The 23,405-nt window shown below is 71.7% G+C and carries 22 protein-coding genes, 1 tRNA gene and 1 pseudogene; 11 read left to right on the forward strand and 13 right to left on the reverse strand.

Annotated features, from left to right (window positions below; genetic code table 11):
- Window positions 1-2 precede the first annotated feature (2 nt).
- On the reverse strand, window positions 3-437 hold the full coding sequence (locus AB0E91_RS13570; protein ID WP_361779822.1) for a DUF2267 domain-containing protein: 435 nt from the start codon (window positions 435-437) through the stop codon (window positions 3-5).
- Window positions 438-612: 175 nt separating this feature from the next.
- On the opposite strand from AB0E91_RS13570, the gene AB0E91_RS13575 reads away from it, so the two are divergent.
- Window positions 613-915 (forward strand): hypothetical protein, encoded by a 303-nt coding sequence (locus AB0E91_RS13575; RefSeq protein ID WP_161179814.1) that lies wholly within the window; start codon window positions 613-615, stop codon window positions 913-915.
- Here AB0E91_RS13575 and AB0E91_RS13580 read toward each other — a convergent pair.
- A pseudogene (locus tag AB0E91_RS13580) lies at window positions 912-1,558 on the reverse strand (hypothetical protein). The gene AB0E91_RS13575 and the pseudogene AB0E91_RS13580 sit on opposite strands and share 4 nt — an antisense overlap.
- 200 nt (window positions 1,559-1,758) lie before the next feature.
- The gene (locus tag AB0E91_RS13585) at window positions 1,759-3,021 is read right to left on the reverse strand and encodes a DUF445 domain-containing protein (RefSeq protein WP_361779825.1); all 1,263 of its coding nucleotides are present in this window, start codon (window positions 3,019-3,021) and stop codon (window positions 1,759-1,761) included.
- Between the two features lie 403 nt (window positions 3,022-3,424).
- On the opposite strand from AB0E91_RS13585, the gene AB0E91_RS13590 reads away from it, so the two are divergent.
- Both AB0E91_RS13590 and rdgB read left to right on the forward strand, forming a co-directional pair.
- Window positions 3,425-4,759, forward strand: a complete 1,335-nt coding sequence (locus AB0E91_RS13590; protein WP_361779828.1) for an SGNH/GDSL hydrolase family protein — start codon at window positions 3,425-3,427, stop codon at window positions 4,757-4,759.
- Window positions 4,760-4,835: 76 nt separating this feature from the next.
- Window positions 4,836-5,438, forward strand: a complete 603-nt coding sequence (gene rdgB / locus AB0E91_RS13595; protein ID WP_361779830.1) for an RdgB/HAM1 family non-canonical purine NTP pyrophosphatase — start codon at window positions 4,836-4,838, stop codon at window positions 5,436-5,438.
- 44 nt (window positions 5,439-5,482) lie between these two features.
- On the opposite strand, the gene AB0E91_RS13600 is transcribed toward rdgB, so the two are convergent.
- The 3 genes from AB0E91_RS13600 to bcp form a co-directional block, all read right to left on the reverse strand.
- A tRNA-Leu gene (locus AB0E91_RS13600) sits at window positions 5,483-5,567 on the reverse strand.
- Window positions 5,568-5,621: 54 nt separating this feature from the next.
- Window positions 5,622-6,656, reverse strand: coding sequence for an HNH endonuclease signature motif containing protein (locus tag AB0E91_RS13605; protein WP_361779833.1), 1,035 nt, complete (start codon window positions 6,654-6,656; stop codon window positions 5,622-5,624).
- A 138-nt stretch (window positions 6,657-6,794) separates the two neighbouring features.
- The gene (bcp, locus tag AB0E91_RS13610; protein ID WP_361779836.1) at window positions 6,795-7,262 is read right to left on the reverse strand and encodes a thioredoxin-dependent thiol peroxidase; all 468 of its coding nucleotides are present in this window, start codon (window positions 7,260-7,262) and stop codon (window positions 6,795-6,797) included.
- A 125-nt stretch (window positions 7,263-7,387) separates the two neighbouring features.
- Here bcp and AB0E91_RS13615 point away from each other — a divergent pair, with 125 nt between their 5' ends.
- Window positions 7,388-7,720, forward strand: coding sequence for a DUF3618 domain-containing protein (locus tag AB0E91_RS13615; protein ID WP_161179818.1), 333 nt, complete (start codon window positions 7,388-7,390; stop codon window positions 7,718-7,720).
- A gap of 24 nt (window positions 7,721-7,744) precedes the next feature.
- Window positions 7,745-8,104, forward strand: coding sequence for a co-chaperone GroES (locus AB0E91_RS13620; protein ID WP_361779839.1), 360 nt, complete (start codon window positions 7,745-7,747; stop codon window positions 8,102-8,104).
- Between the two features lie 69 nt (window positions 8,105-8,173).
- Here AB0E91_RS13620 and AB0E91_RS13625 read toward each other — a convergent pair whose 3' ends face one another.
- On the reverse strand, window positions 8,174-10,810 hold the full coding sequence (locus tag AB0E91_RS13625; RefSeq protein ID WP_361779842.1) for a transglycosylase domain-containing protein: 2,637 nt from the start codon (window positions 10,808-10,810) through the stop codon (window positions 8,174-8,176).
- A 1,677-nt stretch (window positions 10,811-12,487) separates the two neighbouring features.
- On the opposite strand from AB0E91_RS13625, the gene AB0E91_RS13630 reads away from it, so the two are divergent.
- Genes AB0E91_RS13630 through AB0E91_RS13645 form a run of 4 tightly spaced genes read left to right on the forward strand, consistent with a single transcriptional unit; the run spans window position 12,488 to window position 15,855 of the window.
- Window positions 12,488-13,288: an ABC-2 family transporter protein gene (locus tag AB0E91_RS13630; RefSeq protein WP_361780147.1), complete on the forward strand. Its 801-nt coding sequence runs from the start codon at window positions 12,488-12,490 to the stop codon at window positions 13,286-13,288.
- Complete coding sequence (locus AB0E91_RS13635) at window positions 13,281-14,108, forward strand: ABC transporter permease (RefSeq protein ID WP_361779845.1); 828 nt, start codon at window positions 13,281-13,283, stop codon at window positions 14,106-14,108. Before AB0E91_RS13630 ends, AB0E91_RS13635 begins: the two co-directional genes overlap by 8 nt.
- Window positions 14,109-14,112: 4 nt before the next feature.
- Window positions 14,113-15,081, forward strand: a complete 969-nt coding sequence (locus AB0E91_RS13640) for an ATP-binding cassette domain-containing protein (RefSeq protein ID WP_361779848.1) — start codon at window positions 14,113-14,115, stop codon at window positions 15,079-15,081.
- A 9-nt stretch (window positions 15,082-15,090) separates the two neighbouring features.
- The gene (locus AB0E91_RS13645; RefSeq protein ID WP_361779851.1) at window positions 15,091-15,855 is read left to right on the forward strand and encodes a DUF1707 domain-containing protein; all 765 of its coding nucleotides are present in this window, start codon (window positions 15,091-15,093) and stop codon (window positions 15,853-15,855) included.
- A 44-nt stretch (window positions 15,856-15,899) separates the two neighbouring features.
- Here the strand turns inward: AB0E91_RS13645 and AB0E91_RS13650 are convergent, their stop codons facing one another.
- The 3 genes from AB0E91_RS13650 to AB0E91_RS13660 all read right to left on the reverse strand — a co-directional run bounded on the left by AB0E91_RS13650 (window position 15,900) and on the right by AB0E91_RS13660 (window position 17,503).
- The gene (locus tag AB0E91_RS13650; RefSeq protein ID WP_361106693.1) at window positions 15,900-16,295 is read right to left on the reverse strand and encodes a hypothetical protein; all 396 of its coding nucleotides are present in this window, start codon (window positions 16,293-16,295) and stop codon (window positions 15,900-15,902) included.
- 128 nt (window positions 16,296-16,423) lie between these two features.
- Window positions 16,424-17,161 carry a ribonuclease PH gene (rph, locus tag AB0E91_RS13655; RefSeq protein ID WP_361779854.1) on the reverse strand — a complete coding sequence of 246 codons (738 nt, stop codon included), beginning with the start codon at window positions 17,159-17,161 and terminating at the stop codon, window positions 16,424-16,426.
- 108 nt (window positions 17,162-17,269) lie between these two features.
- On the reverse strand, window positions 17,270-17,503 hold the full coding sequence (locus tag AB0E91_RS13660) for a PTS glucose/sucrose transporter subunit IIB (RefSeq protein ID WP_018549655.1): 234 nt from the start codon (window positions 17,501-17,503) through the stop codon (window positions 17,270-17,272).
- Window positions 17,504-17,690: 187 nt separating this feature from the next.
- Between AB0E91_RS13660 and AB0E91_RS13665 the strand changes: the two genes are divergently transcribed.
- The gene (locus AB0E91_RS13665) at window positions 17,691-18,938 is read left to right on the forward strand and encodes a PTS transporter subunit EIIC (RefSeq protein WP_361779858.1); all 1,248 of its coding nucleotides are present in this window, start codon (window positions 17,691-17,693) and stop codon (window positions 18,936-18,938) included.
- Window positions 18,939-19,028: 90 nt separating this feature from the next.
- On the opposite strand, the gene AB0E91_RS13670 is transcribed toward AB0E91_RS13665, so the two are convergent.
- Complete coding sequence (locus AB0E91_RS13670; protein WP_361779861.1) at window positions 19,029-19,781, reverse strand: MBL fold metallo-hydrolase; 753 nt, start codon at window positions 19,779-19,781, stop codon at window positions 19,029-19,031.
- Between the two features lie 219 nt (window positions 19,782-20,000).
- Here AB0E91_RS13670 and AB0E91_RS13675 point away from each other — a divergent pair, with 219 nt between their 5' ends.
- Window positions 20,001-20,498, forward strand: a complete 498-nt coding sequence (locus AB0E91_RS13675; protein ID WP_361779864.1) for a type II toxin-antitoxin system PemK/MazF family toxin — start codon at window positions 20,001-20,003, stop codon at window positions 20,496-20,498.
- Window positions 20,499-20,749: 251 nt separating this feature from the next.
- On the opposite strand, the gene AB0E91_RS13680 is transcribed toward AB0E91_RS13675, so the two are convergent.
- Window positions 20,750-21,223 (reverse strand): hypothetical protein, encoded by a 474-nt coding sequence (locus AB0E91_RS13680; protein ID WP_361779867.1) that lies wholly within the window; start codon window positions 21,221-21,223, stop codon window positions 20,750-20,752.
- Window positions 21,224-21,380: 157 nt separating this feature from the next.
- A complete protein-coding gene (locus tag AB0E91_RS13685) occupies window positions 21,381-23,186 on the reverse strand; it encodes a hypothetical protein (RefSeq protein WP_361779870.1) in 1,806 nt (601 codons plus the stop codon).
- Window positions 23,187-23,405 lie beyond the last annotated feature (219 nt).

Below are 23,405 nucleotides of genomic sequence, written 5' to 3' on the forward strand. Positions count from 1 at the left end.
ACCTAGACCGCTGTCGCCATTGCCAGTTCCGCCCGCCCGAACAGCAACGCATACCCCGCCGGAAGACAAGCGAGAAGGCGTGTCGTGACAGCATCCGACTGGCAGGACAACGCCATCAAGACTGACGTGACATGCCAGCGCGCCGTAGCCGAGGGAACCTCCATCCGGGCCGCGACCGAGTCGACGAACTCGCGGGCCGTGAGGGGGTGGGGGGCCGGGGGCTGGGTGAGGAGAGGGCGGGCCGCTTCTGGGGGGAGGGTGGCGGACAGGGGCTCGCGGTGCTCGGGCGGTATGTGGGCGGCCAGGGAGGTCAGGACGGTTCGGGTGACGGTCGCCGCCTCCGTCCTGGTGCCGTACCGGCCGGCCTCGCGTACCGCGTCCGTCAGGGACAGGGGCGCCGGGATGGTGGTTCTGGGGTGCGGTGTCGTCAGGGTCATCGGTGGCTCCTCCTGCGCGGCATGGGGTGGGGAAGCTGCGGATACCCCGGCTTCCCGCCCGCATGGGTGCCGGTTTCGGCCAAGGTGCGGCTGGGGGCACCCGCCCGCGGACACTCCCCCGGCCCCCGTTAGCCTCGGCCAGGACACGACATACGGGAACAATCAGGAGGCATCCATGGCCAAGGTTCCGAGTGCGGCGATCGCCGCCGCTGGGCTGGTCGGGGGGTACGGCGTCGCCCGCTGGACCAAGAAGCGGCCGCTCGGCGGTGTCGTTCTGGCCGCTGCCGGAGCGGCTGCCGCTCGGCAGTGGCAGGCGCAGGCCGGGACCGCGGTCGCCGGTGGGCTGACGGCCGCCTACGTCGCCGCCTTCGCCGGTTCCCACCCCCTGGCCAAGAAGGTGGGCGCCTGGCCGTCCGTCTTCGGCGTCGCCGGCGCCGTCGCCCTCGCGTCCTGGGCCGTGGCGGACCGACGGGGTTAAGTACCGGCAGGGGGACCTGGTCGTCCATCGGGCCGGAGCCTGCGGGCATGGGCGTACGTCACGCCCGCAGGCTCCGGCCGCAAAGGCCCTCCCCGCTCACTCCCCCTTGCCCCCTCCCCGCCCACCGCCGTCAATGGCCTGGCCACGTCCTCCAGCCCCCGCCGCTCCGCGTTCACCGCCAGTACCGCCGCCACCAGCCCCGCCACGCACATGCCGCCCGGCGCCGTGCCGAGCGCGTAGAAGAAGGCGATCGACATCGCGCGGGTTTCCATGGGGAAGATCTCGGAGACCGTGAGGTACGCGCTGGAGGCGGCCGCCGACGCGAAGAACAACACCACGCACCAGCAAGCCGTCGGCGTCGCCGCGTTCAGGCCGTTGATGATCAGGTCCACCCGGCCCCGGTGCCCGGAGGGGATCAGCTCGTCGATCGCGGAGTTGATCGCCGCGTACTCCCCACCGATGCCGAAGCCCGTCAGGAAGCGGAACAGGAAGAACCACCACGCCTCGGTCGACAGCGACGTCAGCGCCGTCGCCGCGAGGTACACCGCCGGCGGGACCAGGGCAGCCGGTCCAGCCGCGCGGGGATGTCGGTGGTGATCGTGGGGGCGGTGCGGCGGGACGCCGGGGTCTCGGCTCGGCTCATGGGCTGCTGCCTCCTCGTCGAAGGTGCAGAACCGGGTTCCCCGGGCCAGGGGAAACAGGCCCGGCGGTCACCCGTTCGGCGGCAGCCCGGGCCCACGTGACCGTTCAGCGGCAGCCCCGACCCGCGGGACCGGGCACGGCAGCCCCGGCCGACGGGAGCCCCACCCGGTGGCAACGACCATCCCGTCAAGCGGCGCAGCCCTACGCCCCCAGCCCCCGCGAAACCGTGTAGATCACCAGCCCCGCCAGCGACCCCACCACCGTGCCGTTGATCCGGATGAACTGCAGATCCCGCCCGATGTGCGCCTCGATCTTCCGCGTCGTGTGCTCCGCGTCCCAGCCCGCCACGGTGTCGGTGATCAGGGAAGTGATCTCGTCGCGGTAGGTGGTGACGACGTGCACCGCCGCGCCCTCCACCCAACTGTCCACCTTCTCCTGCATCTTCGGCTCGGTCGCCATCCGCGACCCGAGCGAGATCAGCCCCGCCCGCACCCGCAGCCGCAGCTCGCTGCGCTCGTCCTCCGCCGCCGCGACGATCATGGACCGTACGGCCGTCCACGCGGACGCGATCAGGTCCTGCACCTCGCTCCGCCCCAGCACCTCGCTCTTGAGCCGCTCCACCCGCGCCCGGGTCTCGGTGTCGGACTGGAGGTCGGAGGCGAAGTCAGTGAGGAAACGGTCCAGCGCGCCACGCGCCGGATGGGTCGGCATCTCGCGCATCTCCGTGACGAAGCGCAGCAGCTCCTTGTAGATCCGCTCGCCGACCTTGCGGTCCACGAACCGCGGGGTCCAGCCCGGCGCGCCGCCCTCCACCGCGACCATGACGTCGTCCCGGTGCCGTACCAGCCAGTCGTGGGCACGGGAGACCACCAGGTCCACCACGCGCCGGTGGCCGCCGTCCTCGACGATCCGGTCAAGGAGCTTGCCCACCGCCGGGGCGATCTCCCGGGAGTCGGCCCGGCGGGTGATCGCCTCGCCCACCACCGCCTGCACGTCGGAGTCGCGCAGCACGGTCAGGGCGCCGCGCAGCGCGGTCGCCAGCTCGCCGGTGACCCGGTCGGCGTTCTCCGGCTCCGCGAGCCACGCCCCGAGCCTGCTGCCGATGCCGACCGCGCGCAGCCGCTGCCGTACGACATCCTGGGAGAGGAAGTTCTCCCCCACGAACTCGCCGAGCGAGACGCCCAGCTGGTCCTTCTTGGTGGGGATGATCGCGGTGTGCGGGATGGGCAGGCCCAGCGGATGGCGGAACAGCGCGGTCACCGCGAACCAGTCCGCCAGCGCGCCCACCATCCCGGCCTCGGCGGCCGCCGCGACGTACCCCGACCAGGGGCCCGCGCCCGCGTGCTCCGCCCAGGTGGCCAGGACGTAGACCACCGCGACGAACACCAGCATCCCGGTCGCGGTGAGCTTCATACGCCGCACCCCGCGCTGCCGCTCCTCGTCGGCGGGGGTGAAAGCGGTCATGGTGCGGTACGACTGGGCGCCGCCCGGCCTCCGCCCGCGAGCCACTCCCGCCGCCCGGCCCGGGCGCTGCCCGCCGGCCGTTCCCGGCGTACCGACGGCAACCCGCTCACCGTCCGAGCCGTCCGAGCCGCCCGTGCCATCCGTGCCGCCCGTGCCGCCCGTGGCCCGGTCTCCCGGCCTGTCCTCTTCCGCTTCCGCGTGTTCCATCTCGCTCCACCCGTCCGGTGATCCCGCACACACATTGTCCCTTCCTGGGGACTTCCGGAACGGAACACGGGTTCCTCACGTCTGTCCGAGGGGTGGTTCGGACAGGGTCCTGTCAACCCCGCCGGTTCCATGCACCATCATGGGATCTTTGGAAACGGAGCCCCGGGCTCCAGGTCCCGAGGAGATCAGCACCAGCGTGACCAAGCGCCACGGTTATGCCCTGCTCAGTGCGCTCGCCGCACTCGTCGTGATCCTTTCCGGCGTCATCTACGTCACGACCACACACGACCACGGCACTCCGAGCGGCACGGTCGCCGACAACGGACCCCACCGGCGCACCGGCGTCGCCCCGGCCTCCGCCGGCACCTGGGTCGGGGCCTGGGCCACCGCACCCTCCGGCGTCGAGCCCGACACCGCGACCACCGGGACGGCGGGGCGTTCGGTGCGCAACGTGGTGCATGTGAGCATCGGCGGTACGAGCGCCCGCATCACCCTCTCCAACGTCTACGGGCAGTCCCCGCTGACCATCGCGCACGCCTCCCTCGCCGTCTCCGCAGGGCACGACACCGCCGCCGCACGTGCGGAAACGATGCGGCGGCTCACTTTCGGCGGCGCCACCAGCGTGGTGATACCGGCGGGCGGCCAAGTCGTCAGCGACGCCGTACGCGTGAACATCCCGCAGGACACGGACGTGCTGGTCACCACGTACTCACCCACATCCTCCGGGCCGGTCACCTACCACAAGTCCGCACGCCAGACCTCGTACATCGCGGAGGGCGACCGGACCGAGGACGCCACCGGGACCCCGTTCGACGAGCAGACCCCATTCTGGCGGTACCTGACCGCGCTGGACGTGATCAACCACGACACCAACGGCACGGTCGTCGTCCTCGGCGACTCCATAACCGACGGCATCACCTCGACGGTCGACGCCAACCTCCGCTGGACCGACGTACTCGCCCAGCGGCTGCGCGCGGCCGGACAGAGCGGGGAGGACGTGCCCCGGTACTCCGTCGTCAACGAGGGCATCAGCGGCAACCAGGTCCTCGTGGGCGGCCTGCAGCGTGCCGCCGACAGCCCCAGCGGCATCAGCCGGTTCGACCGCGACGTGCTCGGCCGCCCGAACGCCAAGGTGGTGGTCGTCGAGCTCGGCATCAACGACATCCTGCGCAACCCGCGCCTCGCCGACCCGTACAAGATCACCGACGGGCTGCGCGTCCTGGTCCGCCAGGCCCACGCCCACGGCCTGAAGGTCGTCGGCGCCACCCTCATGCCCCTCGGGGGCCACAAGAAATGGACGTCCGCGCGCGAGATCGTCCGCGAACAGGTCAACGCCGAGATCAGGGCGGGCAAGGTCTTCGACGCGGTGGTGGACTTCGACGCGGCCCTCCGCGACCCCTACGCCCCCCACAAACTCCGCCCCGAATACGACTCCGGCGACCACCTCCACCCCAGCGACCTGGGCTTCCGCAAGATGGCCGAGACGTTCGACCTGCGGCTGCTGAAGGGGGCGGGGCAGGCGGAGCTGTAGGGGTGGCGCGGGCGCGGTTCGGGGGCGGTTCGGGGGGCCGGACGGCTTCCCTGCCCGGGCCGTGAATACTGGCCCCATGACCCGCTTGATCCTCGCCACCCGTAACGCCGGAAAGATCACCGAGCTGAGGGCGATCCTCGCCGAGGCCGGACTCCCGCACGAGCTGATCGGCGCCGACGCCTTTCCCGAGGTGCCGGACGTCAAGGAGACCGGCGTCACCTTCGCCGAGAACGCCCTGCTCAAGGCGCACGCGCTCGCCCAGGCCACCGGTCTGCCCGCCGTCGCCGACGACTCCGGCCTCTGCGTGGACGTACTGAACGGCGCGCCCGGCATCTTCTCCGCCCGCTGGGCCGGCCGCCACGGCGACGACCGGGCCAACCTGGACCTGCTCCTCGCCCAGCTCTCCGACATCGCGGACGAACACCGCGGCGCCCACTTCGCCTGCGCCGCCGCGCTCGCCCTCCCTGACGGCACCGAGCGCGTGGTCGAGGGCCGCCTGACCGGCACCCTGCGCCACGCCCCCGCCGGCACGAACGGCTTCGGCTACGACCCGATCCTCCAGCCGGAGGGCGAGGCGCGGACGTGCGCGGAACTGTCGGCTGACGAGAAGAACGCGATCAGTCATCGGGGGGAGGCGTTCCGGGCGTTGGTGCCGGTGGTGCGGGAGCTGCTGGGCTGACACACGGGTGAGGGGCCGCCCTTCCGGGCGGCCCCTTCGATGAGTGCGGCCGGTGGGACTCGAACCCACACGGGTGTTAACCCACTTGGACCTAAACCAAGCATGACTGCCAAATTCCATCACGGCCGCTCAAAAACGGTCATCGCGCTCGACCGGCAGCGTTCAGTGTAAGGGCAGCACCACTCACGCGGCGAGAGGGCCTTTCCTCTTCTGGCGACACCAGGTCTCCGTCAGAGCGTGGCAGTTGGGACAGAGGTAACGCAGGTTCTCCCGGCGATTGTCACGCCAGTCGCCGTTGATGTGGTCGATCTGCAAGGTGATCGGCCGCCCCAGCCACTTCCCCTCGTTACCGCAGCTCTCGCAGGCGTACGACACTCCGATCTCGGTCAAGGCCCGGTGAAGTTGAGTCCTGTTGGTTCGCCCCGCGTCGGGAGGAAGAACGACCAGCACTCGGTGCGCGACGGACGGGGGCCCGGAACTCTCCGGCCGAGCCCATGAGCGGCGCCTGAAGTGGGTCGTATCGAGACCCAGTCGAGTTGCGGCACGCCGGACACGCCGGTGGTTGGTGTCATTAACCTCCAGGCCCAGACCCCGCATCACGTCGGCGTAGCTCGTGGAATGCCCAAGGACTTCACGGAGCCCTTCTTCGGGAATCGCCAGTCGACGGTGGGAGAAGTGCCCTGTGTCGATGCCGTGGGCGCGCAACATGCGTCCCAGAGCCGCGCGCGAGCGGCCGTCGTCAGGCACTCCAAGGACCCGCGCGACGGCACGGACACTGGTCGCCTCCGCCGCGGCAGTCCTCAGCTCATCCGGGGTGAATGGCAGATCCGCTTCGGACCGGTTCACTCCGGCGAAATGCCGGATGTCGACCCCTGCCGCACGGATCCGCCGTGCGATGTGGGACAGCGTCCCGGTGGCGGGAGTGGCGCCGAGCTTGAGGGCCACCTCACGCAGCGAGGAAGACGAGGCCGCGGCCTCGGCGATGGCGGCGTCCGGGTATTTGCGCCATGGACTGCGCTTGGCGAAGTGACTCGTGTCGAGACCATGGGCGGCGACCTTCTCCTGAAGCACTCGCCGCTGACCGCCGCTCACCCGAAGCCCGAGCCGTCGGATCAGGTCTGCCCAGTTGCGGGCCTCGGCGACAGTCCGCGCGAGCCGTTCCCTGCCGTACGGGTCCGCCCCCTCCAGCCACTCCTCGGTGTACGCACCGACCCTCATCAAGCCCCTCCGTCCCGGCCACGCGTTCGTCGCCCGCATGGAGTAACGAACCGGTTATCGGACAGTCACGGGCGGAGACGGAGAACGGCCCGGGCCGGAGATGTCGCCGGTGCGGGCCGTTCGGGGGGCAGGGGTGGGTCAGATGCCCAGGTCCTTGATGATCTTCGCCACGTGGCCGGTGGCCTTGACGTTGTAGAGGGCTCGTTCGACCTTGCCGTGTTCGTCGACGATCACCGTGGAGCGGATGACGCCGACGACGGTCTTGCCGTAGAGCTTCTTCTCGCCGTAGGCGCCGTACGCCTCGAGGACCTGCTTGTCGGGGTCGGCCAGGAGGGTGATCCTGAGGGATTCGGCCTCGCGGAACTTCGCCAGCTTCTCCGGCTTGTCGGGGGAGATGCCGATCACGTCGTAGCCCGCGCCGGCCAGCAACTCCAGGTTGTCGGTGAAGTCGCACGCCTGCTTGGTGCAGCCGGGGGTAAGCGCGGCGGGGTAGAAGTAGACGATGACCTTGCGGCCCTTGTGGTCCGCCAGGGACACCTCGTTGCCGTCGGCGTCGGGGAGGGTGAAGGCCGGGGCCGTGTCCCCGGGCTGGAGTCGCTCGCTCATCCGGCCAGCCTAACCGGGGCCGGAGCGCGATCGGACGGTCTGACCGGGGGCCCTCGCCGTGCGGAGCGGCCAGGAACTGACAGACTGTTCAGCACAAAGCATCAGCAGACTTCGGAGGCCGTACGGTGGCGGAGACGTCGGACACCAGAACACCGGCGCAGATCGAGGCGGACATCAAGCGCCGTCGCGAAGTGCTGGCCGAGACGCTCGACGAGATCGGGGTGCGGGTGCACCCCAAGACGATCGTCGGCGATGCCAAGGCGAAGGCCGTCGCCAACCTCGACCATGTCTTCGGCCAGGCGTTCGTCACGGCCAACCGGGTGATGACCGAGGTGCGGGACCAGTTCGTCGACGACGACGGCGCCCCCCGCATGGAGCGGATCGTGCCGGCCGCCCTGATCGTGGCGGGCGTGGTGGGTCTCGTCGTCGTCGGCTCGACCCGGCGGCGCAGGCGCTGAGCCCCGGCAGGTAGGTTCGGGGGCGTGAGCGCCAACAGAGACGAGCAGAGCACACCCCACCACGACAAGCTGCCCATCCGGATGCTGCACGACCGGGTTCTCGTGCGGCAGGAGACCGGTGAGGGCGAGCGGCGGTCGGGCGGCGGCATCCTGATCCCCGCCACGGCGGCGGTCGGGCGCAGGCTGGCCTGGGCCGCGGTGGTCGCGGTGGGACAGAACGTGCGGACCGTGGAGCCCGGCGACCGGGTGCTGTTCGACCCGGAGGATCTGGCCGAGGTCGAGGTGCGGGGCGTGGCGTACGTGCTCATGCGCGAGCGTGATCTGCATGCGGTGGCCGCCGACCGGTTCGAGGGGGCCACGGATTCCACGGGGCTGTACCTGTAGGACCCGCTGATACGGCGAAGGGGCTGGTGACCTGGTCACCAGCCCCTTCGTCGTGTGTGCGTCCGGCCGTCAGTCCTGGCGGCCGTTGAATGCCGGGCCGCCGAGGCCGGCCGGGAGGCCGCCCGCGCCGCCCGCGTCGGAGGTACCGCCGCCGCCCGTGGCGTCCCCGCCGGTCGCGCCGCCGGGTGTGCCGCCGGTGGCCGTGCCACCGGTCGTGGGGGCACCGCCGGTCGCCGTACCGCCGGTGGTGGGAGCGCCGCCGGTGGCGGCGCCGCCGTCGGTCGGGGTGCCGCCGGTCACGCCGCCGTCGGTGGGCGTGCCGGTGGCCGCGCCGCCGGTCTGGCCGCCGTCGGCCGGTGTGGCGCCCTGGCTGGGCGTGCCGGTGGCGGTGCCGCCGGTCTGGCCCGCGGCGGTGGCGGGTGCGGTCGGGGCCAGCGTGGCGGGGGCCTCGACCTCGGCGCCCTGCTGGAGCTCCAGGTCGAAGTCGGCGGCGGGCTTTCCGCTGAGCGCGTCCTTCGTGTACTGCGCCCAGATCTCGGTGGGCGGGCCGCCGCCGTTCATACGGGCGTTGCCGAGCGCGCCGTAGAGCGGCTTGTGCCGGGCGGTCACCGGGTCCTGGCCCATGACCGCGACCACGGTGGCGAGGTCGGGGGTGTATCCGGCGAACCAGGCGGCGGTGTCGCTCTCGGCGGTGCCGGTCTTGCCCGCGGCCGGGCGGCCCGCCGCCTGGGCGGCCGTGGCGGTGCCGGTCTCGACCACGCTCTGCAGCACGGAGGTGGTGGTGTCGGCGGCCTCACGGCTGACGGCCTGCTTGGACTGGCCGCCCGGGACGGTCACCGGGGTGCCGCCCTTGGTGACCTTGTCGATGAGGGTGTACGTGCCGTGCCGGCCGTGGTTGGCGAGGGTGGCGTACGCCTCGGTCATCTCCAGCACGCTCGCGTTGGCGGTGCCGAGCGCGATGGACGGGGACGGGTACATGTCCGGGGTGTCGGCGGGGATGCCGAGGTCGATCGCGGTCTTCTTGACCTTGTCGCCGGTGACGTCGGCGGCCATCTGCGCGTACACCGAGTTCACGGACAGGTCGGTGGCCTTGCGGACGGTGATCTGGCCGTACGACTTCTGGTCCTCGTTCTCCGGGGCGTAGGCGCCGCCGCTCCAGCCTTGTACGGGGCGCTTGTTGGTGCCGTCGTAGTAGGTGTTCGGGGAGATCGGCTTGCCGTCCTGGGTGGTGGAGCCGTTGTCGACCGCCGAGGTGAACACGAAGGGCTTGAAGGTGGAGCCGACCTGGAAGTCGCCCCGGGTGGCGCCGTTGGTGTACTGCTGCAGGTAGTCGATGCCGCCGTACATCGCGACGATGCGGCCGGTCTTGGGGTCGATGGACGCGCCGCCCGCGCGGACGTAGGTGTCGGCCTTGTTGTTCTTCTTGTCCAGCTTGGAGATCAGCCGGTCGTCGACGGCCTTGACGAAGGCGTCCTGCTTGTCCTTCTGGATGGTGGTCGTGATGCGGTAACCACCGCGCGTCATCTGTTCCTTGGTGAGGATGTGGTTCTCGGTGAGGTAGTCCTTGACCGCCTCGACGAGGTAACCGCGCTGGCCGGACAGGCCGGTGGAGATGGTCTGTTCCTTCGGCATGGGGAACTTCAGGCCGGTGCGCTCGGACTGCGACAGCCAGCCCTTCTTGACCATGCCGTCCAGGACGTAGTTCCAACGGGCCAGGGCGGCGCCCTTGTTCTCGGGGTGGGCGACGACGTCGTACTCGCTGGGTGCGTTGACGAGCGCGGCGAGGTAGGCGGCGCGGGCCGGGTCGAGGTCCACGGCGTCCTTGCCGTAGTACGCCTGGGCGGCGGCCTGGATGCCGTAGGCGCCGCGCCCGAAGAAGCTGGTGTTGAGGTAGCCCTCGAGGATCTCGTTCTTGGACTTCTCGCGGCCGAGCTTGACCGAGATGAAGAACTCCTTGGCCTTGCGGCTCAGGGTCTGTTCCTGGGCCAGGTAGTAGTTCTTCACGTACTGCTGGGTGATGGTGGAGCCGGACTGCCTGCCCTTGCCGGTGGCCATGTTCCAGCCCGCGCGGAGCATCGCCTTGGGGTCGACGGCGGGCTCGGTGTAGAAGTCCCGGTCCTCGGCGGCGAGTACGGCGTGCTGGGCGTTCTTGGAGACCTCGGCGAGGTTGACGTTCTCGCGGTTGACCTGGCTGTCGCGGGTGTCGCGGGCGAGCTGGGAGCCGTCGGCGTAGAGGTAGACGTTGCTCTGCTTGGTGGCGAGGGCGTTGGCGGGCGGGATCTTCACCATCGAGTAGCCGAGGAAGAAGAGGCCGATGATCAGCAGCGCGCCGACGACGACGGTCCCGAGGACGAGCCGCCAGCCGGGGACGAGGCGGCGCCAGCCGGTGCGCTTGGGCTTCTTGCCCTTGCCGCCGCCTGCGCCGCTGCCGCTGCCGTTGCCACTGCCGCTTCCGCCGGACGCGGAGGCCGTCTCGGGGGCGGGGGCCGCGGGGGTACGGGGGATGACGGTGGTGGCCGCGGCGGCGGGCGTCTCGTCCCCCTGGCGGGGGGCGTTGATCCGCCGGAGCACCTGCGTGTGCTCGTCGGCGGGCGGCTCGCTCTTGGGGTCCTTGATCCGCCGCAGCACCTGCGTGCTCTCGGTGGCGGGCGGCTCGCTCTTGGCGGCACCCTTGGCCCCCTGAGGCGCCTTGATCCGCCGGAGCACCTGCGTGCTCTCGACAGCGGGCGTCTCCTCGGAGCGGGGGCCGGGGACAGCAGGGTTCTGGGCAGCACCCTGCCGTGCCTCGTCGGGGCTACGACGCGGAGCGCCGGGTGCCTGCGGCGCCTGGGCACCCGGCTGCGGGCGGTCGGCACCGGGAACCTGCGGCGCCTGACCGGTCTGTCCCGGCCGGTTGGCACCGGCACCCTGGGACGGCTGGCCGGGGCGACCCGCGCCCGCGGACTGGGACACCTGACCGCTCTGACCCGGCCGACCCGCGCCACCGAACTGCGCGGACTGCCCGCCCTGGGCCGAACGCTCGGCACCGGAGCCCTGGGACGCCGGGCCGGAGCGCGCCGCGCCGCCGGACGCCTGGCCGCCCTGGCCGGGAAGACCCGCACTGGTGGACTGGGGAGCCGGAGTACCCGGGCCTGGACGAGCCGCGCTGCCGGACGGGGAGACGGGGCCGCCCTGACCGGGGCGACCCGCGCCGTCGGTCCGGCCCGGACGGCCCGCGTCGTCGGTCTGGCCCGGACGGCCCGCGTCGTCGGTCCGGCCCGCCCGGCCGGCACCGAAGCCCTGGCCCTGCGGGGCCTGGCCACCGCGTGCCCGGTCCGCACCGGCGGACTGAGCGCCCTGACCGTCCCGGCCGGGACCACCCGTACCACCGGCCTGCGCCGCCGGGCCACCCTGGGCGGGGCGACCCGCGCCGGGACCCTGCGGAGCCTGACCGCCGGAACGCGTACCGTCCCCGCCGGGGGACTGAGCGTCCCGGCCCGAACGGTCGGCCCCGGTGGCCTGACCACCCTGCGCCGGACGACCCGGGCCACCGGCCTGAGCGCCCTGGGCCGGACGGCCCGCACCGGAAGCCTGGACCGGCTGCCCTCCCTGACCGGGACGGTCGGCACCGGCACCCTGGCCCGCGCGGGCGGCGCCGGAGTCCTGCGGATCCCGGCCACCCGGACGCGCCTGGTCCGCACCGGCGAACTGAGCGCCCCGGCCCGAACCACCCGCACCGAGGCTCTGCGCCCCCGGACCACTCACGCCGGGACCCTGCGGAGCCTGACCGCCCTGGGCGTCCCGGCCCGGCCGGCCATCCTGCGCCGGACGGCCCGCACCGGAAGCCTGCGCGGCCCCCTGGCCCGGACGGCCCGCGCCGGAAGCCTGGCCCGGCTGTCCGCTCTGCCCGCCCTGACCGGGACGGTCGGCGCCCGCACCGGCACTCTGCCCGGGACGGCCCGCGCCCCCGGCCTCCCCGCCGGGACGGCCCGCGTCCCCGGCCCGGGACGGCCGGCCCGCGTCGGCCCGGCTCCCGTCGTCCGCCCCGCCCCGCGGAGCGGAAGGGCGGGAATCGCCCGCGCCCCCGGGGTTCCGGGGGGCCGGCTTCGCCTGGTGGCCCGGGGTTTCGGGCCCCTCAGCCGGTCGCGGTGCGCCGGGCGCCCCGCCCTCGGTCGGCTGATGCGGCTGCTCGTCGCTCATCTCGTGCACGGACTCCTGTTTCGCGTCGTACGTTTCCGTACGCCTCGTACGCCTACCTGCGCCCCCAGTTTGAAGACTCTCGCACCTGGCGTTCCGTTCCCGGATTCAGGCACGCTTCCGTCACGGAAAACGCGTGGCCGGCCGCCGGTCCTCCGGACTAGGCTCCTGCGCTTCGGTGTCGAAGAGTCCAGGAGGTGGACCGACGTGAGCGCGGGACGGTTGTACGCGGCCGTCGCAGCAGGGGGATTCAGACGGTACGCGACCTACCGGGCCGCCACTGCGGCAGGGGTGTTCACCAACACCGTCTTCGGACTCATCATCGTCTACACCTACCGCGCTCTGTGGGACGCCCGCCCCCATCTCGGGGGTTACGACGAGACACAGGCCGTGACCTATGTGTGGCTGGGCCAGGCGTTGCTGTCGACGCTCGCGATCGGGGGCGGGGGCGTCGAGGAGGAGTTGATGGAACGCATCCGTACGGGTGATGTCGCGATCGACCTGTACCGGCCCGCGGATCTTCAACTGTGGTGGCTGGCGGCGGATCTGGGGCGGGCGTTCTTCCAGTTGCTGGGGCGCGGGCTCGTGCCGTTCGTCGTGGGCATCCTGTGTTTCCCGGCGTATCTGCCCCGGGACGTGGGCACTTGGCTGGCCTTCCTCGTGGCGATCGTGCTGGCGATGCTGGTGGGTTTCGGCATCCGCTATCTGGTGGCGCTGAGCGCGTTCTGGCTCATGGACGGGGCCGGAATGGCTCAAATGGCGTGGCTGGCCGGGGTGTTCTGCTCGGGGATGCTGCTGCCGCTGAACGTGTTCCCGGGCGCGCTCGGCGAGGTCGTCCGCGCGTTGCCGTGGTCCTCGCTGCTCCAGGCCCCGGCGGACGTGCTGCTGGGAGAGGCGGACCCGCTGCGGACGTATCTCTTCCAGGGGGCGTGGGCGGTGGCGCTGCTCGGTGCGGGCCGGCTGTTGCAGTCGGCCGCGACGCGGCGGGTGGTGGTCCAGGGTGGCTGAGGACACCGTGGGGCGGGTGCGCGAGGGTGTCCGTGCCTATCGGCTCGTCGCGGGCATGTGGCTGCGCTCCACGATGGCGTACCGCGCCTCGTTCGCGATGACCGCGTTCGGGAACTTCGCCGCGACCTCCTTCGACTTCGTGGCGATCATGCTGATGTTCACCCGGGTGGGGCGGCTGGGCGGCTGGACGCTGCCCGAGGTGGCGTTCCTGTACGGCCTGTCGGGGCTGTCGTTCGGCCTTGCCGACCTGGCGATCGGGTCGATGGACCGGCTGGGCCGCAGGGTGCGCGACGGCACGCTGGACACGCTCCTTGTGCGTCCGGCGCCGGTCCTGGCGCAGGTGGCGGCGGACAAGTTCGCGCTGCGGCGGCTCGGCCGGATGACGCAGGGCGCGCTGGTGCTCGGCTGGTCGCTGGCCCGGCTCGACGTGGACTGGACGGCGCCGAAGCTGGTCCTGCTGCCGCTGACGGTGGTGAGCGGGTTCGGGATCTTCTGCGCGGTGTTCGTGGCGGGGGCGGCGTTCCAGTTCGTGGCGCAGGACGCCTCGGAGGTGCAGAACGCGTTCACCTACGGGGGTACGACGCTGCTCCAGTACCCGCCGACGGTGTTCGGGCGGGAGCTGGTGCGCGGGGTGACGTTCGTGCTGCCGCTGGCCTTCGTCAACTGGCTGCCCGCCTGTTACCTGCTCGGGCGGCCGTATCCGCTGCGCCTGCCGGAGTGGGTGGCGTTCGCGCCGCTGCCGGTCGCGGTGGGCTGCTGCGCGCTGGCGGGGCTGGCCTGGCGGGCGGGACTTCGTACGTATCGGAGCACAGGGAGCTAGCCGGATGGCGGATGCTGATTTCATCGCGCTGGAGAAGGTCGAGAAGGTCTTCCAGGTGCGCAGGAAGACGGGCTTCCTGAAGCGGGAGCGGCACGAGGTGCGGGCGGTGGACTCGCTCTCGTTCACCGTGGCGCGCGGCGAGATGGTGGGGTACATCGGGCCGAACGGCGCCGGGAAGTCGACCACGATCAAGATGCTGACCGGCATCCTGACGCCGAGCGGGGGCCGGCTGCGGGTGGCCGGGATCGACCCCTCGCGGGAGCGGACGCGCCTGGCGCACCGGATCGGGGTGGTGTTCGGGCAGCGCACGACGCTGTGGTGGGACCTCCCGCTGATCGACTCCTACCGGCTGGCGCACCGCATGTACCGTATCCCGGACGCCCGTTACCGCGAGAACCTGGACCGCTGCGTCGAACTCCTGGAGCTTCAGGACCTGTTGGACGTGCCGGTACGCCAACTGTCCCTGGGTCAGCGGATGCGTGGCGACATCGCGGCCGCCCTGCTGCACGACCCCGAGGTGCTGTACCTGGACGAGCCGACGATCGGCCTGGATGTCGTCTCGAAGGCCAAGGTCCGGGGTTTCCTCAAGGAGTTGAACACCGAGCGCGGCACCACGGTCCTGCTGACCACCCACGACCTCCAGGACATCGAGCAGTTGTGCTCGCGAGTGATGGTGATCGACCACGGCAGGCTGATGTACGACGGCCCGCTGGCCGGGCTGCACGAGGCCGCCGAGGGCGAGCGGACGCTGGTGGTGGACCTGGAGCGGGAACTGCCCCCGGTGGAGGTGCCCTCGGCCCGGGTGGTCCGGGTGGAGGGGCCCCGGCAGTGGCTGGCGTTCCCGGCGGGGCAGTCGGCGGCGCCGCTGGTGGCGCAGCTGGCGGCCGCCTATCCGCTGGTCGATCTGTCGGTGCGCGAACCCGACATCGAGTCGGTCATCGCCAAGATGTACGCGGAGAAGGCGGTCTCGTAGTCTGCTGTCATGACCGACGACTCCGTTCCGGACCTTCGCACCCCCGATGCCGTCCCGGATCTCAGGGCCTCCGACGCGGACCGTGAGCGGGTCGCCGAGGTGCTGCGCGACGCCCTGGCCGAAGGGCGCCTGGACATGCAGGAGTTCGAGGAGCGGCTGGAGGGGGCGTACACGGCGCGTACGTACGGCGAGCTGGCCCCGCTGACCCGGGACCTTCCGGTGCCGGGGGTGGCCACGCCGTCGCCCGTGTCGTTCGTCAAGCAGTCCGTTCCGGAGGGGAGTTGGGCGTCGCGGATCACCGGCGGCGAGGGTTCCTCGACGGGTGCGGTGGCGGTGATGTCGGGCTTCCAGCGCAAGGGGCGCTGGACGATGCCGAAGAAGTTCACCTGCTTCGCGTTCATGGGCGGGGGCGAGATCGACCTGCGCGAGGCGTACTTCGCGGACCGCGAGGTCGAGATCAAGTGCGTCGCGGTCATGGGCGGCATGGAGGTGACCGTGCCGCCGGGCGTCGAGGTGGTGGTGCGCGGCATCGGTGTGATGGGCGGCTTCGAGCACCCCGAGTGGGACGAGCCGGGCGAGCCCGGGGCGCCACGCGTGGTCATCAGCGGGTTCGCCTTCTGGGGCGGGGTCGGCGTGGAGCGCAAGGTGACCCGGGCCGAGCGGCTGCGCCTGAAGGAACTGCGCCGCGAGGAGCGGGACCTGCGCCGTCAGGAGCGGTACGAGCGGCGCTGCGCGCGGCGCGAGGAGCAGCGGGAGCGCCGCCGGGGCCACTGAGCCGCCGAGGGCCGGCACGAGCCGCGGCCCTCGGCTCAACGCCCTTACGGCGTGCAGACCTTGGTGAGTTCACCCGCCGCGTCGGTCACGGGGGTGACGTCCGGGGTGGCGTCGCCGTCCTTGATGGCCTGGCGGACGTTGCCGACGGCCCGGTCGAGGTCGTCGACGGCCTTGTTGACGTCGGCGTCGTCGGTCTTGTCGCCGATCCGGTCGAGGTCCTTCTGGATGGCGTCCAGGGAGGCGTCGGCCTGGCCCGGGTCGTTGGTGGCGTTCTCCACGGCCTGCTGGAGGTCGGTGACGCTGTCCGCGACGGAGTCGGCGGTCCGTACGCAGTCCAGGGCCTTGTCCACGGCGCTGCAGCCGGTGGCGAGCCCGGCGGTGAGCGCGGTGGCCACCAGTGCGGCGGCGATGGCGGTGGTACGGCGGCGGCCGGCGGCCATGTCGGGCTCCTCCCCTGGTACGGCTGGCCGGGCGCACGGTCTTTCGGCCGCGCGCCCGTACCGTGACAGACGCCGTGGGACGAGCGGGGGTTGCCCGGGGCGACCCGCTGTTTTGACCGGTGCTTTGCCTACGCGCCCAGGGTGGCTTCGAGCGCTGCCTGCTGAAGGAGAGTCAGTTCGGCGCAGCCGGTGACGGCGAGGTCGAGCAGGGCGTTCAGTTCGTCGCGGGCGAAGGGCTCGGCCTCGGCGGTGCCCTGGACCTCGACGAAGCGGCCGTCGCCGGTGCAGACGACGTTCATGTCGGTCTCGGCGCGCACGTCCTCCTCGTAGCAGAGGTCGAGCAGCGGGACGCCGCCGACGATGCCGACGGAGACGGCGCCGACGGTGCCGGTGAGCGGCTTGCGGCCGGGCTTGATCAGCTTCTTGGCCTGGGCCCAGGCGATCGCGTCGGCGAGGGCGACGTAGGCGCCGGTGATGGCGGCGGTGCGGGTGCCGCCGTCGGCCTGGAGGACGTCGCAGTCGAGGACGATGGTGTTCTCGCCGAGCGCCTTGTAGTCGATGACGGCGCGCAGGGAGCGGCCGATGAGGCGGGAGATCTCGTGGGTGCGGCCACCGATCTTGCCGCGCACGGACTCGCGGTCGCCGCGGGTGTTGGTGGCGCGGGGCAGCATGGAGTACTCGGCGGTCACCCAGCCCTCGCCGCTGCCCTTGCGCCAGCGGGGGACGCCTTCGGTGACGCTGGCGGTGCAGAAGACCTTGGTGTCGCCGAAGGAGACGAGGACGGAGCCCTCGGCGTGCTTGCTCCAGCCGCGTTCGATGGTGACCGGGCGGAGCTGTTCGGGCGTGCGGCCGTCGATGCGAGACATGGGGACGACCCTATCGGGCGCGGGCGGGGTCTCTTTCCCCCGCGGGCGCGACGAGGGGCTCCTTCCCGGTCGGGAGGGAAGGAGCCCCTGCGCGGCGAGCCGGTCGGCTCACATCATGTCTTCGATCTCCGCGGCGATCGGGTCGGCGTCGGTGCCGATGACGACCTGGATGGCGTTGCCCATCTTGACGACACCGTGGGCGCCCGCGGCCTTCAGGGCGGCGTCGTCGACCAGGGAGGCGTCGTGGACCTCGGTCCGCAGACGGGTGATGCAGCCCTCGATCTCGTCGATGTTCTCGATGCCGCCGAGCCCGGCGACGATCTTCTCAGCCTTGGTGGCCATGTTCTTTCTCCCTGATCCGAACCGATCGGAACCGACCGGAACCGCTGCTGGTCCGGAGACTGGTCTACACCACGGCCCCGACGCCCGCCAAACCCCCCGGATCTCACGGGTTCCTTATATCGACGCCATCGTGCTAGAAACAGGTCTACACCACTGAGTGGTGTAGACCATCACCGATGGAGGACGTATGAGCACCGCCACCGCAGAGGCGGCCCCCGCAAAGAAGCGGGGATCAGGCCTGTTCCAGGGCCTGCAGAAGGTCGGCCGGAGTCTGCAGCTCCCGATCGCCGTGCTGCCGGCGGCTGGTCTCCTGCTCCGCTTCGGCCAGCCCGACATTCACGACAAGCTGCACGTGCCCGCGAAGGTCACGGCGGTCTTCGCCACCGCGGGCGGCGCGATCTTCGACAACCTGCCCCTTCTCTTCTGTGTCGGCGTGGCCATCGGCTTCGCCAAGAAGGCGGACGGTTCCACCGCGCTCGCGGCGCTGGTCGGCTTCCTGGTGTACAGCAACGTCCTGAAGGCGTTCCCGGTCACCGAGGCGAAGATCCAGAACGGCGCGGACATCGCCGCGACCTACAATAACCCCGGCGTTCTCGGCGGCGTCATCATGGGCCTGCTGGCCGCCGTGCTCTGGCAGCGCTACCACCGCAAGCGCCTGGTCGACTGGCTCGGCTTCTTCAACGGCCGCCGTCTGGTGCCGATCATCATGGCCTTCGTCGGCACCCTGATCGGTGTCGTCTTCGGTCTGGTCTGGGAGCCGATCGGCAAGGGCATCTCCAGCTTCGGCGAGTGGATGACGGGCCTCGGCGCCTTCGGAGCCGGCCTGTTCGGCCTGGTCAACCGTGGTCTGATCCCGGTGGGCATGCACCAGTTCGTGAACGCCGTCGCCTGGCTGCAGCTCGGTGACTACAAGGACGCCTCCGGCAACATCGTCCACGGTGACCTCACCCGCTTCTTCGCGGGCGACCCGACCGCCGGACAGTTCATGTCGGGCTTCTTCCCGATCATGATGTTCGGCCTCCCGGCCGCCGCCATCGCCATCGCGCACTCCGCCCGCCCCGAGCGCCGCAAGGCCGTGATGGGCATGATGATCTCCCTCGCCCTCACCTCCTTCGTGACCGGCGTGACGGAGCCCATCGAGTTCTCCTTCATGTTCATCGCGCCGGTGCTCTACGCGATCCACGCGGTGCTGACCGCCCTGTCGATGGCCATCACCTGGGCCCTGGGCGTGCACGCGGGCTTCACCTTCTCCGCCGGTGTCACCGACTACGCGCTGAACTGGCACCTCGCCACCAAGCCCTGGCTGATCATCCCGATCGGCCTGGTGTTCGCCGCGGTCTACTACGTGGTCTTCCGCTTCGCGATCACCAAGTTCAACCTGCCGACCCCGGGCCGTGAGCCCGAGGAGGAGATGGAGGACCTCACCAAGGCGTGAGTCCTCCCCCGCAGACGGCCGAAGGCCCCGGAGACCGCTCAGGTCCCGGGGCCTTCGCCATGCCGTGGGCACGGAATGCGCCGTGTGGGGCTACAGCTCGTACGTCATCCTCGGCACCGCCAGCTCCACCGGCCCCGCGTACGCCTCGCGGGCGTCCGCCAGGTTGACCTGGGGGTCGGTCCACGGGGGGATGTGGGTGAGGAGCAGGAGGCCGGCGCCCGCGCGGGTCGCCGTCTCGCCGGCCTCGCGGCCGTTGAGGTGGAGGTCGGGGATGTTCTCCTTGCCGTGGGTGAAGGCGGCCTCGCACAGGAAGAGGTCGGTGTCCCGGGCCAGCTCGTCCAGCGCGTCGCACACGCCGGTGTCGCCGGAGTACGTCAGGGACTTGCCCTCGTGCTCGATGCGGATGGCGTACGCCTCCACGGGGTGCCGGACCCGCTCGGTGTGCACGGTGAACGGGCCGATCTCGAAGGTGGACGGCTTGACCGTGTGGAAGTCGAAGACCTCGCTCATGGAGGACGCCGAGGGCGTGTCGGCGTAGGCCGTGGTCAGGCGGTGCTCGGTGCCCTCGGGGCCGTAGACCGGGATGGGGGCGCAGCGGCCGCCGTCGTGCCGGTAGTAGCGCGCGACGAAGTAGGCGCACATGTCGATGCAGTGGTCGGCGTGCAGATGGCTGAGGAAGATCGCGTCGAGGTCGTACAGACCGATGTGGCGCTGCAACTCGCCGAGGGCGCCGTTGCCCATGTCGAGAAGCAGCCGGAAGCCGTCGGCCTCGACGAGGTAGCTCGAACAGGCCGATTCCGCGGACGGGAACGACCCCGAGCTGCCGACGACGGTGAGCTTCATGAAGCAGAAACCTCCGTAGGCGGGGGACGGATGGGCGGATTACGGAAGGGCGGGGCGTGCGGTTCGTCGAGCGTAAGGCGCGAAAGCGCGGGTCGCTCCTCCGCCCGGCGCCGTTGTGGGCGAACTCACCTGCGGTGTCACCGGTTCGGCTGGATCGGGGGCGCGTTGGGATGCGCCAAGGGCGCGCGAGGCGCGGCGCGCGCCGGTAACGTCGTCCCCATGGACACGTCCTGGTGGCTCGCGCTCGCGGCCGTGGTGCTGCTCGCGCTGGTCGCCACGCTCGTGGACGGCTGGGGGCGCGGTCACCGGCCGCGCGGACGACGGCTGCGGCCACCCGGCCGGCCCGCGTCCCGGCCGACGCCCCGGACCGGGCCCCGATCCCGGGACCGGGCAAGGACTCTGACGGACCGTCCGCGGCCGGGCGACATCTGGTGGGCGGACGTTCCCTACGAGGACCGGCCGGAGTCCAAGGACCGGCCCTGTCTGGTGCTGTCCGTGCGCGGCGACCGGGTCACGGTCGCGAAGATCACCAGCAAGTACCACGACCAGCGCGCCGGGGTCATCCCCCTGCCGCCCGGCTCGGTGGGCGACGCCCAGGGCCGCCCCAGCTTCCTGCGCACCGACGAGCTGCGCGAGGTGCGCGTGGGCGACTTCCGGCGCCGGGTGGGCGTCGTCGACCCGGCCCTGTGGGACCAGGTGCGCCACCTGGCGCGCTAGTGCCGCAACAGGCAACGTTCGCCCCGTCGCGACGCCCGGCACGCACTCTCGCCGCACCGGCCGAAAGCCCGAGTACGCCCAGTACGAGGGCTTCCGGCCGGCACGCCGAGAGCACGCACCGGACGCCGCTCCTTGACGGGCAAACGTTGCCTGCCGCGGCACTAGGCGGCGCGGGCGGGGGAACACGGCCATGTCCCCACCCTCGCGGAACCCGCCGGAGAGCGCCCGGCGACCGCGCCCGCTCCCGGTGGCTAGCCGATCCGCACGGTGACCAGGAACTCCTGGATGCCCTTGCAGGAGACGCCGCCCGGGAAGCTGGGCTGCGCGCACAGCGGGCGGCTGGAGGTCAGGTGGACGGTGCCGGTGGCGGCGGCCCGGTAGGCGGCGGTGGCGTCGCCGGGCTGGAGGACGATCCCGGCGTTGATCGCGGTCAGCGCGGGGCCGCTCGCCCTGACCGGCTCCCAGGGGCGGGACTTGGTGCCGTCGAGGGTGAGCCGCAGCTCGCCGCCCTGCTTGAGGCAGACGGTCTTCCCGGCGTCGGCGGAGGTAAGCCGCACCTGGTCCGCGCAGCCGGTGGAGCGGGAGGGCGTGGCGGACGGCTTGGCCGATGTCGAGGGTGCGGCGGACGGCTTGGTCGAGGCCGAGGGCGCGGACTCGCCGCCGCAGCCCGCGAGCAGCAGGAGCAGGGCCGTCGCCGCGAGGGCACGGGACGTCGTACGGCGCATGGGGTCCGCCTCTCCGTCGTGGCAGGTGCCGCTCGGCACCGCTGATGATGTGACGTACCACCGGCGCGATCGGCTCCCGGGGAACACGCGCGTCCCGCGCGCGGACGGCTTCCGCGCGCGGGACCGGGTGGTGGTGCGGTTCGGCTGGTGCTGCGGTTCAGCTGGTGGTGACGGCGGCGTCGTCCACGACGAAGCTGGTCTGGAGGGAGGAGTCCTCCACGCCGCTGAACTTCAGGGTGACCGTCTGGCCCGCGAAGGAGGACAGGTCGAAGGTCTTCTGCGCGTACCCGGAGGCGGCGTTGACGTTCGAGTACGTCGCCAGGGTGGTCGAACCGGCGGTCACGGTCAGCTTGTCGTACGCGGTGCTGCCCGTCTCGGCGGTGTCCACGTGCAGGTAGAAGGTGAAGCTCGCGTGGCAGCCGGCGGGGACGGTCACCGACTGGGAGAGCGTGTCGGTGTGGGCCGAGCCGTAGCCGTCGAGCCACGCCTTGTACGAACCGGCGTGCGCGGCCTCGCCGCTGTCGGTGTTGATGACACCGCTGCTGGCGGTCCAGGTGGTGTTGCCGGACTCGAAGCCGGGGTTGCCGAGCAGCTGCGCCGGGGTGCAGGTGCCGCCACCGCCGCCCGTGCCGCCGGAGGTGAAGGCGGCCGTGCCGTTGGGGGTGCCCCAGCCGGTCGGGCCGTCGTAACCGGCGCGCGCGGTGCAGAAGTACGAGGTGGTGCAGGTGCCGTTGTTGCCGGTGGTCACGTCGTTGAGGTTCGCCGTGTGGCTGTACGGGTACTGCGCCGGGTAGTCCGAGGCGCCCGGGGTGCCCGCCAGCGCGTAGACACCGGCGATGATCGGGGCGGAGGCGCTGGTGCCGCCGTAGACCGCCCAGCCGGAGCCGCCGTAGGTGTCGTAGACGGCGACGCCGGTGGCCGGGTCGGCGACGGCGGAGACGTCGGACTCCATGCGCTTGGCGCAGCCGGTGTCGGTCTGCCAGGTGGGCTTCGGGTCGTAGGCGGAGCAGCCGGAGCCGGTGCCCTCGGTGGCGCTGGTGTGCCAGACGGACTCGCTCCAGCCGCGGGCGTTGGACGCGGTGGTGAGCGCGGTGCCGCCGACGGCGGTCACGTACTGCGAGGTCGCCGGGTACTCGGCGCCGTAGGCCTCGTCACCGGCGGAGACGGTGATGGCGACGCCCGGGTGCTTGAAGTACTGGGTGTCCTCGGTGGTCTGGGTGGAGGACTCGCCGCCGCCCCAGCTGTTGGAGACGAACTTGGCGCCGAGCGCGACGGCCTCGTTCTCGGCCTTGCCGAGGTCGGTGTCGTTCGCGGAGTTGGCCTCGACCAGGGTGATGTTGCAGTTGGGGCAGACCGCGCTGACCATGTCGATGTCCAGCGCCTCCTCACCCGCCCAGCCCTTGTCGTTGGTGGGGAGCGAGGTGGTGGAGCCGGTCTGGGAGACCTGCTTGAAGCAGCCGTTGGCCTTGGTGCAGGCGGACAGGCCGTAGGTGGAGCGGTAGGTGGCGAGGTCCGCCTCGGCGTTGGGGTTGTTGTAGGCGTCGACCACCGCGACGGTCAGGCCCGAGCCGCCGGTGGAGGGCAGGTTGTAGGCGCTGTGCAGGTTGGCCGGGGAGAGGCCGGAGGGGGTGGCGGCGGCGACCGCGGAGGCGAGCTGCTGCCTGATGTCGGTGCGGCGCTGGGCGAAGCAGGAGACCTGGCCGGGCTTCGCGGTGGCGCACAGATGGGTGGTCGGGACCTTCTGGCCGGCCTTGCCGGTGGTGTGGAAGGTCTGCCGGTCGGGGTCGGTCAGCGCCTTGTGGTTCTGGGTGACGCGGGACGCCGGGGCCGGGTGGGCCGCGGGGGCGGCTCCGGCCGGGGACGCCGCGGTCATTCCGGCGACGGAGAGGGCGAGTGCGGGGAGGGCGACGGCGAGGAGTCTGGGCAGACTCCGTCTCCGCCCGCCGGTGCGTGACTCACGCATGGGGTACTGCCTCCATGGGGAAGTGGGGGTTCTCGCACTGGATTGGCAGGCACGTGACGCGCGTAGCGGCGGCAGAGCGCGCGGTCATGGGCATGACACTCTCAGACGTCCGACGTGTCGATGAGCGTGACATGTCAGGTCGCGGGAGGAACGTAGCTCCGGGGCGCCGACGCCCGGCAGTACCGCAGGAAATTCTTTGCCCCGCCATAGAAAGCGGTT

This window comes from Streptomyces sp. NPDC026659, assembly GCF_040638245.1.
Taxonomy (GTDB): Bacteria; Actinomycetota; Actinomycetes; order Streptomycetales; family Streptomycetaceae; genus Streptomyces.

Bases quoted from the DNA above. Each gene is read 5' to 3' on its own strand.
- bcp (WP_361779836.1), bottom strand. From the start codon at position 7,262: ATGAGCGAGCGACTCCAGCCCGGGGACACGGCCCCGGCCTTCACCCTC.
- AB0E91_RS13685 (WP_361779870.1), bottom strand. From the start codon at position 23,186: ATGCGTGAGTCACGCACCGGCGGGCGGAGACGGAGTCTGCCCAGACTC.
- AB0E91_RS13645 (WP_361779851.1), top strand. From the start codon at position 15,091: ATGACCGACGACTCCGTTCCGGACCTTCGCACCCCCGATGCCGTCCCG.
- AB0E91_RS13665 (WP_361779858.1), top strand. From the start codon at position 17,691: ATGAGCACCGCCACCGCAGAGGCGGCCCCCGCAAAGAAGCGGGGATCA.
- AB0E91_RS13675 (WP_361779864.1), top strand. From the start codon at position 20,001: ATGGACACGTCCTGGTGGCTCGCGCTCGCGGCCGTGGTGCTGCTCGCG.
- AB0E91_RS13660 (WP_018549655.1), bottom strand. From the start codon at position 17,503: ATGGCCACCAAGGCTGAGAAGATCGTCGCCGGGCTCGGCGGCATCGAG.
- rdgB (WP_361779830.1), top strand. From the start codon at position 4,836: ATGACCCGCTTGATCCTCGCCACCCGTAACGCCGGAAAGATCACCGAG.
- AB0E91_RS13650 (WP_361106693.1), bottom strand. From the start codon at position 16,295: ATGGCCGCCGGCCGCCGCCGTACCACCGCCATCGCCGCCGCACTGGTG.
- AB0E91_RS13585 (WP_361779825.1), bottom strand. From the start codon at position 3,021: ATGACCGCTTTCACCCCCGCCGACGAGGAGCGGCAGCGCGGGGTGCGG.
- AB0E91_RS13670 (WP_361779861.1), bottom strand. From the start codon at position 19,781: ATGAAGCTCACCGTCGTCGGCAGCTCGGGGTCGTTCCCGTCCGCGGAA.
- rph (WP_361779854.1), bottom strand. From the start codon at position 17,161: ATGTCTCGCATCGACGGCCGCACGCCCGAACAGCTCCGCCCGGTCACC.
- AB0E91_RS13640 (WP_361779848.1), top strand. From the start codon at position 14,113: ATGGCGGATGCTGATTTCATCGCGCTGGAGAAGGTCGAGAAGGTCTTC.
- AB0E91_RS13680 (WP_361779867.1), bottom strand. From the start codon at position 21,223: ATGCGCCGTACGACGTCCCGTGCCCTCGCGGCGACGGCCCTGCTCCTG.
- AB0E91_RS13570 (WP_361779822.1), bottom strand. From the start codon at position 437: ATGACCCTGACGACACCGCACCCCAGAACCACCATCCCGGCGCCCCTG.
- AB0E91_RS13575 (WP_161179814.1), top strand. From the start codon at position 613: ATGGCCAAGGTTCCGAGTGCGGCGATCGCCGCCGCTGGGCTGGTCGGG.
- AB0E91_RS13605 (WP_361779833.1), bottom strand. From the start codon at position 6,656: ATGAGGGTCGGTGCGTACACCGAGGAGTGGCTGGAGGGGGCGGACCCG.